This window comes from Betaproteobacteria bacterium (assembly GCA_009377585.1).
Classification (GTDB): Bacteria; Pseudomonadota; Gammaproteobacteria; order Burkholderiales; family WYBJ01; genus WYBJ01.
Window position 1 is genome coordinate 22,237 of record WHTS01000066.1, and the last position, 10,053, is coordinate 32,289.

Annotated in this window: 9 protein-coding genes; 6 read left to right on the plus strand and 3 right to left on the minus strand. The window is 66.4% G+C overall.

Going from position 1 to position 10,053, the window contains the following annotated elements; all coding sequences use genetic code 11:
• Positions 1 to 219 precede the first annotated feature (219 nt).
• Together GEV05_19250 and GEV05_19255 are read left to right on the plus strand one after the other, a co-directional pair.
• Entirely contained in the window at positions 220 to 1,389 is a 1,170-nt protein-coding gene (locus tag GEV05_19250; GenBank protein MPZ45485.1) for a cupin domain-containing protein, read from the plus strand.
• Positions 1,390 to 1,542: 153 nt separating this feature from the next.
• The gene (locus tag GEV05_19255; protein MPZ45486.1) at positions 1,543 to 2,598 is read left to right on the plus strand and encodes a 2-dehydropantoate 2-reductase; all 1,056 of its coding nucleotides are present in this window, start codon (positions 1,543 to 1,545) and stop codon (positions 2,596 to 2,598) included.
• Between the two features lie 180 nt (positions 2,599 to 2,778).
• Here the strand turns inward: GEV05_19255 and GEV05_19260 are convergent, their stop codons facing one another.
• A complete protein-coding gene (locus GEV05_19260; protein ID MPZ45487.1) occupies positions 2,779 to 3,951 on the minus strand; it encodes an MFS transporter in 1,173 nt (390 codons plus the stop codon).
• A gap of 44 nt (positions 3,952 to 3,995) precedes the next feature.
• On the opposite strand from GEV05_19260, the gene GEV05_19265 reads away from it, so the two are divergent.
• Positions 3,996 to 5,744, plus strand: a complete 1,749-nt coding sequence (locus GEV05_19265; protein ID MPZ45488.1) for a thiamine pyrophosphate-binding protein — start codon at positions 3,996 to 3,998, stop codon at positions 5,742 to 5,744.
• Positions 5,745 to 5,897: 153 nt separating this feature from the next.
• Here the strand turns inward: GEV05_19265 and GEV05_19270 are convergent, their stop codons facing one another.
• Positions 5,898 to 6,614: an ABC transporter substrate-binding protein gene (locus GEV05_19270; protein MPZ45489.1), complete on the minus strand. Its 717-nt coding sequence runs from the start codon at positions 6,612 to 6,614 to the stop codon at positions 5,898 to 5,900.
• Between the two features lie 207 nt (positions 6,615 to 6,821).
• Here GEV05_19270 and GEV05_19275 point away from each other — a divergent pair, with 207 nt between their 5' ends.
• Both GEV05_19275 and GEV05_19280 read left to right on the plus strand, forming a co-directional pair.
• On the plus strand, positions 6,822 to 6,959 hold the full coding sequence (locus GEV05_19275) for a redoxin domain-containing protein (GenBank protein ID MPZ45490.1): 138 nt from the start codon (positions 6,822 to 6,824) through the stop codon (positions 6,957 to 6,959).
• Between the two features lie 171 nt (positions 6,960 to 7,130).
• Positions 7,131 to 7,283: a hypothetical protein gene (locus GEV05_19280; GenBank protein ID MPZ45491.1), complete on the plus strand. Its 153-nt coding sequence runs from the start codon at positions 7,131 to 7,133 to the stop codon at positions 7,281 to 7,283.
• 123 nt (positions 7,284 to 7,406) lie between these two features.
• On the opposite strand, the gene GEV05_19285 is transcribed toward GEV05_19280, so the two are convergent.
• A complete protein-coding gene (locus tag GEV05_19285; protein MPZ45492.1) occupies positions 7,407 to 8,519 on the minus strand; it encodes a mandelate racemase in 1,113 nt (370 codons plus the stop codon).
• 191 nt (positions 8,520 to 8,710) lie between these two features.
• Here GEV05_19285 and GEV05_19290 point away from each other — a divergent pair.
• Positions 8,711 to 10,053 (plus strand): gamma-glutamyltransferase (locus GEV05_19290; protein ID MPZ45493.1); only part of this gene is annotated, 1,343 nt, incomplete at its 3' end.

Consider the following 10,053-nt stretch of genomic DNA (forward strand, 5'->3'; position numbering starts at 1 on the left):
GCTCATGAGGAGGGGTGCCGGCGAAGGAGGCGGGGTGGTGTGTTTCCCCTCCTCTCATGAGGAGGGGTGCCGGCGAAGGAGGCGGGGTGGTGTGGTTTTCCGTCAAGGAGCACCCCGTCCGCGCATGGCGCCTCCCGCCCCACGTTGCCAGGAGGGGAGCGGTCGCGGTGGCATAATCGCCAGACGTGTGAACGGCACGAAACCAATTGGAGGAGCGCGATGGCTGAGCTCAGACCGATTCGGCGCATAGTCACCGCCAACGACGAGCGCGGACGATCGAAAGTGCTATGGGACGGGCCGGCTCCGAACGCCCATCAGGCCTCGATGGGCAGCGGCCGCGGCCATACCAACCTGTGGGTATGGAACGATCCGCTGCTCTCCATCGCGGGCGAGGCGGACGCAGGCAACACGCCGTACGACTTTCCGGGGCCTGCGCAGGGCGGGCACTTGCGCGTGGTGCAATCGGTGGAGAGGCCCGCGAACTACGATGCCGCCAAGGACCCCGACGCGGTGCCCGATCATCCGCCGAAGCTGCGTCCGCCCAGCCGCACCTGGGATCGTGGCGGCAACAACGCCTACTCCTCGGCGATGCACAAGACCGAGACGGTCGACTACGGCATTCAGCTCTTCGGCGAGCGCGTGTTGCGGCTCGACGACGGCGAGATTGCGATGCATCCGGGCGACATCGTCGTGCAGGTGGGCGCCTGGCATCAATGGACCAGCCCGCGCGAGGGCGGCATCATGCTCTTCGACATGATCGCCGCGCATTTCGTCGACGGTGCGGTGGGACTGGCGCAAGGCAACGATGCGCCCATGCGCCCGGCGGCGAATCGCGATTTGCCGCGCGACGTGACCTTGCCGCGGCGCATTGTCACGATCGATCGCGAACCCAACCTCGGCAGCGTCGTCGGTGTGGGACCCGCTCCCGACGTGCGAACCGACCCTGCGCGTCCGGGATTTGCCAATGCGCGCCTGTGGGTGACCGACTCGGCGCCGGCGAAGATCGTCTACGAAACGCTGCACCTGCCGCACCTGCCGCACACGCTGGAGCCGCCTTCGCCCGGATCGGTCATGCGCGTGCTGTGCCTGCCGCCGGACGATACGTGGAAGGGCAAGGTGGGCGCGAACGAGGTGCAGGCGTATTTCCGTGCAATGGGTTCGCCGCAGGCTTCGACCTATGCGCCGAGCGCGCCGCATCCATACATGCAGAAGACGCACACGCTGGAGTTCTGCACCGTGATCGACGGCGAGGCAACGCTGGTTCTGGACACGCAGGAAGTGAAGATGGCGGCCGGCGACGTCGCGATCCTGCGCGGCGCGAATCACGCCTGGAGCAATCGCTCGACTCGTCCCGCGCGCGTCGCCATCGCTTCGCACGCGGCGGCTTAGCCTGCGGTATTCCCTCCTCTCGCGAGGAGGGGTGTCGCGGAGCGCCGAGGTAGTGTGGTTTCCCCTCCTCTCATGAGGAGGGGTGTCACGAAGTGACGGGGTGGTGTGGTTTCCAATTTCCAGACCATCGTCATTGATCCGCTGGAGAATGACATGAGCAAACGCATCGCAATGGTGGGCGCCGGCGCGCTGGGCGGCTACGTCGGCGGCTGGCTCGCGCACACCGGCCACGACGTCACCCTGATCGACATGTGGCCGGAGAACATCGAGGCGATCCGCTCGCGCGGGCTCGAGTTCGACGGTTTGAGCGACGAAGAGAAGATCACGGTGAAATCCGCCAAGACCATGCACCTCACCGAGGTGCAGTCGCTCGCCAAAGGCAAGCCGATCGACATCGCATTTGTCTCGGTCAAGTCCTACGACACCGAATGGGCAACGGCGCTCATCAAGCCCTACCTCGCGCCGGGCGGCTTCGTCGTCTCGCTGCAGAACTGCCTCAACGAGGAGAAGATCGCCGGCATCGTCGGCTGGGGCAAGACGCTCGGCGTGGTGGCCTCGGTGATTTCGGTGGAGCTGTACGAGCCCGGGCGCATCCGGCGCATGGCGCCGAAGGGTGGCGAACAGCATACGGTGTTTCGCGTGGGCGAAGTGCACGGCATCGTCACCCCGCGCGTGCAGGAGCTGGTCGGCATGCTGTCGAAAATCGACAGCAGCAAGCCCACCACCAACCTCTGGGGCGAGCGCTGGTCGAAGCTCATCCAGAACGGCATGGCCAACGGCGTCGCCGCAGCCACCGGGATGTCGGGCAAGGACCGCGACAACCACGACGCGATTCGGCGCTTCTCGATCAAGCTCGGTGGCGAGGCCGTGCGCGTGGGCCAGGCGCTCGGCTATCAGCTGGTGAAGCTCGGCAAGATGGATCCGGAACGGCTGGCGCTCGCCTCCGAAGCTCATGCCGACGCGCTGGTCGAGATCGAGGAGATCATGCGGGCCCGCTCGGCGGCCAATCCGCGTGCGGGCATCCAGCGGCCCTCCATGGCGCAGGACATGCGCAAGGGCCGGCGCACCGAGATCCAGCTCATGAACGGCTACATCGCCGAGAAGGGCAAGCTCGTCGGCATCCCGACGCCCGCGCACGAGAAGATCACGGACATCGTCACCCGCGTCGAGCGCGGGGAGCTGAAGCCATCGGGCGAGCTGCTGCTGTAGCGCTGGCGAACCACCCCGTCCGTGACGTAGGCGCGTCCCGCCCCTCCTTGGCAGGAGGGGAAGGTGCTTTCCCCTCGTGGCCGAGGAGCGTTCCGGGCGAAGCAGAGGAAACCACGTTTCCCCTCCTCGTCGAGGAGGGGTGCCGGCGAAGGAGGCGGGGTGGTCTCGCCTGACGCAGCGTCATCCGGAACGGCGCCGCAGCAACGGCGCCATCCCGATCAGACCCAGCACCGGCCCCGGCGCGAGCAGCCACACCACGCGCTCGCCCCACTGTTCGAACGAAAGTGTGGCGACCGAGATCGCGACCACGGTAATGAAGAAGCCGATGCTGTTCTGAATCGCCAGCGCGCTCGCGACCAGCTGCGGCGGACACGCAGCGGCCGACAGCGCGGAGAATTGCGGCGAATCGGCCACCACCGCGATGCCCCATACCAGCAGCAGGGCGAGCACCGCGAACGGCGGCAAAGCCTGCAGCCACGGATAAAGCAGGCACAGCGTCCCCGAGAGGGCGAGCGCACCGGCGGCGATTCGTGCGCTGCCGAAGCGCCGGCTGAGCATGCCGCCCCACACGCAACCCAGGGCGCCGATTCCGATCACTGCGAACGAGGCAGCCGAGAAATAGATCGGCCGATCGAACTCCGTGCCGGCAAGCGCCATGGCGACCAACAATGGCAGCACGGTCCAGAATGCATACAGTTCCCACATGTGCCCGAAGTAGCCGAGCGCGGACGAGCGGAAGTCCGGAATGCGAAACGCACTGAACACGGCACCCAGGGAAATGCCGCCCGCGGTCCTGCGCGCGAGCTGCGGCCCATCGCCCAGGCGCATCACCATTGCCGCCGCTACCAGCGCCAGCAGTGACGAAGCGAATATCACGGCCCGCCAGTCGAGATTCCATCCGATCGCACGCACCAGGTGCGGCAGCGCCGTGCCGAGCGTCAGCATCCCGACCAGCCATCCGAGCGCATGGCCGGTGTGCTGCGGCGTCCAGCTCACCACCAGCTTCATCCCGACCGGGTAGACGCCGGCGAGCGCAAGCCCGGTGCCGAAACGCCACGCCATCGCGGCGCCCAGACTTTGCGCCTGCCAGGCGAGGCCGGCGTTTGCCAGCGCGCCGAACACCGTGCAGGCGGCGAAGATCCGGCTCGCCGGATAGCGATCGGCGAACCCGGTGAGCGCGAACGCGAGCGTTCCGGCGATGAAGCCTGCCTGCACGGCGCTCGTGAGGCTGCCGATGCCTGCGGGACCGACATTCCAAAGCCGGACCAGTGCATCGGCGACCGCGTTCGCGCTGAACCATAGCGACGTGCCGAACAGCTCCGCGACGACGATGATCGCAAGCGGCCGGCTCATGCGTGCGGGGATGCGGCGTGCGGGCTCGGCACGCCAGGGAAGGCATGATCGAAGTTTTCGTCGCTCCCGCGCACGCGCGGCATGCCGTTGCAACGAACCCCGCGCGGCGCGTCGAGCATTGGCTTCTTCAACCTCAGAGGGGAGCAACCATGCCGAAGATGACCGGGCACCGCTACTTCGCCGAAGCCATGCGCGGCTACGGCGTCACGCACCTGTTCTACGTCAACTCGATCGTCGGGCCGGCGATGCTGGAAATGGACAAGGTCGGTGTGAAGCGCGTGGTCGCCCACGGCGAGAAGGCGGCCGCCTACATGGCCGACGGCTATGCGCGCGCCTGCAAGCGGCCGGGCGTGTGCCTGTCGCAGGACATCGGCACGACCAATCTCATGGCGGGCATGCGCGACCCGCACATGGCCTCGATCCCGGTGATCGCGATCACGGGCGGCCAGAACGACCAGCCGCGCTATCGGCACGCCTACCAGAACGCCGAGGACTTCCGCGGCTGGGACACCGTCACCAAGGCGAACTATTCGGTCGACACGCCAAAACGCTTCCCGGACCTGCTGCGCCAGGCGTTCCGCGACGCGACCAGCGGCACGCCCGGGCCCGTGCACCTGGAGCTGCGCGGCAACGCCGGCCAGTCGCTCGACCGCGAGGACGACTACGATCTCACCTTTGAAGAGCGTTTCGTACACTATCCGGCGTTCCGGTCCGAAGCCGAGCCGGCGGCCGTCCGTGCCGCGGTCAAGGCGTTGCGCGATGCCGCCAAACCGATCATCGTCGTGGGCGGCGGCGCCGTGTCCTCCGACGCGGGTCCGGAGCTCATCCGGCTCGCCGAAAAGCTCTCGATCCCGGTGGCAACCAGCCTACACGCGAAAGCGCTCGTGCCAGACGATCATCCGCTCAACGTCGGCGTGCCGGGCAGCTACTCGCGCTGGTGTGCGAACCAGGCGATCGCCGCCGCCGATCTGGTGTTCTTCATCGGCAGCCACACCGGCGGTCAGGTTACCAACGGCTGGCAGATCCCGAAGATCGGCACGCCGACGATCCAGCTCGACATCGATCCGCGCGAGCTCGGGCGCAACTATCCGAACACCGTTTCGCTCAACGGCGATGCCAAGCTCACGCTGGCGCAGCTCGCCGAAGCGGCCGGCAACGAGCCCGCGCGGCGCGCCGAGTGGCTCGAGCAGGTGCGCTGCTACGTGGCCGACTATTGGGCGGAGTGCGAGCCGCTGCGCAATTCGGATGCGATGCCGCTGCGGCCCGAGCGGATCTGCAAGGAGCTCGAGCAGTGGTTGCCGGCGCAATCGACGCTCGTGGTCGATACGTTCCACGCGGCGATCTGGACCGCGCAGATGACCCGGCTGCTGAAACCCGGGCAGCGTTACATCCGCTGCGGCGGATCGCTCGGCTGGGCCTTCCCCGCCACGATTGGCGTCAAGGCGGCGCTCGGCGATCAGCCCGTCATCGGCTTCTGCGGCGATGCCGGGTTTTACTATCACATGGCCGAGCTCGAAACCGCGGCGCGCTGCGGGTTGAACCTCGTCATGATCGTCAACAACAATCATTCGGGCGGCGTGAGCGAGACCGCGCGCTTCCATGACGGCGTCAATTTCGCCAAGGTTGCCGATTCGATGGGCTGCGCGGGTTTTCGCGTCGAGCGCGGGGCGGACATTCAGCCCACGCTCGACCAGGCGCTCGCCGCCGGCAAGCCGGCCCTGGTCGAGATCCTGAGCGATCCCGAGATCCGCGCCAAGCGCGGATGGGTGCCGCCGGCGGTCAGCGGCGAATAACGGCGCGAGACGGGTTCGCGCAGCCGGCGGCGCGTGCATCAGCTTGCAGCAGCCGCGTGAGACCACCCCGTCCGCGACGTTGCCGCGTCCAGCCCCTCCTTGAAAAGGAGGGGAGTTTCGTTTCCCCTCCTCTCACGAGGAGGGGTGCCCGCGTCAGCGGGCGGGGTGGTGTGGTTCGGTCAGCGGCTCGAGCCCCGTGCGCCGCATGACGGGCGCAGCCTCCGCCGACACCAGGTAACGCACGAAGTCGCGCGCGATGTCGGCGCGCGGTGCCGCGCGGTGCAGCCCGGTCGAGAAGACGGTGATCTTCTCGATCCCGGGCGGCAGCGCGCCGAGTAAATCGATCCCGGGCACGGGAAGCAGTTCGCTCACCTGCTGAAAGGCGATCTCGGCCTCGCCTTTCGCCACCAGCTCGCCGATCGGAACGCCTTTGACTTGTTTCGCTCGCGCGCCCAGCTGCCCGGCGATGCCGAGGCGCTGAAATAACTCCGCGATGTAGACCCCGCTCGGGCCGAACGAATAAGCGATGGATCGGGCCGCGAGCATCGATTGCTTGAATGCTTCAGCCGAACGGATATCGGGCTTCGGCGCGCCCGCGCGCACGGCCATGCCGACGCTCGACTTCATGATGTCGGCCCGACTCCCCCGCGCGACGATGCCCTTTGCGGTCAATTCGTCGATCGTCTCACCGGTAAGAAGGATGACGTCGACCACCTCACCGCCCTCGAGCCGGCGCAACATGTCCACCGTCGGCATCCACAGCGGCGTGACGCTGCAATGCTTGCTGGTTTCGAACAGCGGCACCAGCTCGCGGAACGCTTCCTTCACCGCGGCCGTGGCCATGATGGTGATGCCGGTTGCTTCGGCCATGTTCTCCTCCTTGTGATCCACCCGCGGGCGAAAAGGGGCCAGGCTCGAATTTCGGGCGCCGAATCTCCTGAAAGCTCAAACACAATCGAGCCTGGCCCCTTTTCCTTTTTGGATTCTACCCGGCCTGGCCGCGATGCTCACCGGCGCGCGGCAGAACCAAGTATCCTCTCAGGCGGGTATTCCACCCGAACCGCAAAGGAGATGCGCATGCCAGCGCTGCAGCCTGGAACACAAGCACCGGACTTTTCGCTTGCCTCGCACCTGGACAAGCCGCTCGCACTGAATGCCTTCAAGGGTCGCAAGACCGTCGTCGCCTTCATGCCGTTCGCTTTCACGGGCGGGTGAAAGAACCAAGTCCTCGGGTTCCGTGCGAACTACGACCAATTCAAGCAGCTCGACGTAGAAATTCTCCAGCTCAGCGCCGATCCGGTCCCGGCGCTCAAGGCCTGGGCCGAGCAACTCGGCGGCCTGCCTTTCCCCCTCTTGTCCGACTTCTGGCCGCATGGTGCGATCGGGATGTCCTACGGCATCTTCAACGACCAACGCGGGATGGATGCACGTGCCGCGTTCATCGTCGACGAGCAGGGAGTCATCCGTTATTCGCAGGTCTATGCGCCCGGCACCATTCCGGAAAGCAAGGATCTGCTGGAGGCGCTGAAGAAGCTGTAAGGCGTTTCGTCATTCCCGCGCAGGCGGGAATCCAGGCAGGCTGTCGCGCTAGGGTGCGCGTCCTGGATTCCCGTTTTCACGGGAATGACGGCGGACTACGACAGGAATGACGGCCGGCTTGCGCTAACGAAGCACTTCGACGGTTTTCTTCCGGATCAGATCGAAATCGATCTTCGCGCCCAGTCCGGGCCCATCGGGCAGCCGCACCATTCCCTCCCGATCGACGGTCAAGTCCTCGACCAGTCCGTATTTCTGCGTCGCATCGGGCAGCAACACTTCGAAGTACTCCGAATTCGCAATGGCGAGCATCACGTGCAGGTTGGCGACGTTGTTGAGCGAATTGCCGCCGTGATGAATCTCCAGGTTCATGTGGAACGCTTCGGCCAGGTGCGCCGTCTTCACCAGCGCCGTGATGCCGCCCTTGACGGCCACGTCGGCGCGCAGGAAGTCGGTGGCCTGCAGCGTGAGCCAGGGCGCGAAAGCCTGGAATCCGCCCGGCGCGTACTCGGTCGCGAGGATCGGGATGTCCAGCTTCTGCCGCAGCTTCACGTAATTGGTGATGTCGTCGGCATCGAGCGGATCCTCGAACCAGTAGAAGTCCAGTTCCTCCAGGGCGCGCCCGACCCGCAGCGCTTCGGTGTAGCTGTAGGACCAGGTGCTGTCGAGCATCAGCCGGTAGCCATCGCCCACGGCCTTGCGCACGTGGCGGCAGATCTCGATATCCTGCTGCCATAGCGCCGGCGGATGCATCTTGTAGGCATGAAAACCCGCCTCCTGGATCCGAACCGCCTCCTCGGCGTACGCCTCCTTCGACGGCAGCACTTCGGAGCTCGCATACGCCGGCGCGGCGTCGCGGAAGCTTCCGAGCAGACGATGGAGCGGCAGGTTCGCCACCTTGCCGGCGATATCCCACAGCGCGATATCGATCGCGCCGATACAGCGCAAGGTCGTGTTGCGGTTGCGCGGCCACATGCGCTGGTAGAGCCGTTCGCGTTCGAGCGGGTTCTCGCCCATCACGACCGGCTTCAGATACCGGATGAGCGAGGCGGCATCGAAATTCGCGCCGCGGTTCGACGAACCGAGGAAGGCATGGCCCTCGACGCCTTCGTCGGTCTGGACCGTGACGAGCCCCAGCTGGCTCGTGCCCCCGGTGATGCGCCCCGTGTGACGGCCGAACTGACGCGGCGGCAGTCCGTCCCAGGCGAACAGCGTTACGGCTACGTCGGTGATCTTCATCGTGGCTATCGCACCTCGCGATCGGCCGCCCAGGCGACCTTCTACTTTCGAACCGCTCGACGAAACTATAGCAGCATGCCGGCCGCGCGGACATCGCGCGTGCGCGAAGACAGTGTGTGCGAAGGCAGTTGGGAACCCGGCCGGGTCGTGTTAGGTTTGATCGTTACCGATCGAACAGGAGTCCGCAGCCGATGAAAGGAGTCGTCGTATGCCCGCAGCCGCGCGCCGCGGACGTGGGAGCAGCCATTCTCGCCCGGGGCGGCAACGCGTTCGACGCCGCGGTCGCCGCTGCCTTTTCCCAAATGGTGAACGATCCATTCATGTGCGGTATCGGCGGGATGGGCACGCTCCACTATTACCGTGCCGATACGGGTACGAGCGGCATGGTGGACTTTTACAATCGCGCCGGCTCGAAGGTGCAGCCGGACATGTGGGAGAAAGACTGCAGGGGCCGCACCGAAATCTCGGGCTACAGCCTGTTCGACGACTACCGCAGCGAGATCGGCTATACGTCGATCATGACGCCGGGCACGCCGGCCGGCCTGGGTACTTTCCACGAGCAGCACTGCACCATGGCGTGGGCAGACCTGATTGCGCCTGCCATCGCGCAGGCCGACGCAGGCGTTGTGGTCACGCCCCACATGGCCGGCGTGTGGGCGCGCTACCGCCAGCCCGGAATTCCGGACGGCATGACGCGCATCCGCAAGACCGCCGAATGCGCCCGCGTGTACCTGCATCCCGAAGGGCGCTTCTTCGAAGTCGGCGAAACCATGCGTCTGCCGGACTATGCACGCACGCTGGAGCGGCTCGCGCGCGGCGGCTGGCGGGAGTTCCATGAGGGAAGCCTCGGCGACGAGATCGCGCTGGATCTCGAGGCCAACGGATCGTACGTCACCCGCGCCGACCTCGCGCAATACCGGCCGGAGCTGTATCCGCCGCTCGAAGGCAGCTACCGGGGCTATCGCGTGCGCTCGAACCCGCCGCCGGGCAGCGGCGCGACGCTGATCGAGATGCTGCAGATCCTGGAGCACTTCGACCTGGGCCGCCTCGATCACTCGTCGGCGCGCCATATCGACCTGGTGGCACGCGCCATGGCCGCCGCGCACGTCGATCGCAACGAGTACCTGGGTGATCCGCGCTTCGCCGACATCCCCAGCGCGATGCTCGTGTCCAGAGAGCGCGCCGCCTATTGGGCGCAGCGCATCGAGCGGGGCGAATTTCCGGGTAACGAGCGCCAGGCGCCGCCTTCGTGCACCACGCAGCTGTGCACGTTCGACGAGCGCGGCAACGCGGTTTCTCTGACGCACACGCTCGGCACCGCGGCCGGGGTCGTCACGCCGGGGTTGGGATTCAACTACAACAACTCGATGAAGCTGTTCGACCCGATCCCGGGGCGCAAGAATTCGATGGCGCCCGGCAAGGCGCGCACCACCGGCATGGTGCCCACGATCCTGTTCAAGGACGGAAAGCCGGTCCTGGTCGCGGGCGCTCCGGGCGGCAGCGTCATCATCAGCGCGACGCTGCAGGCGATACT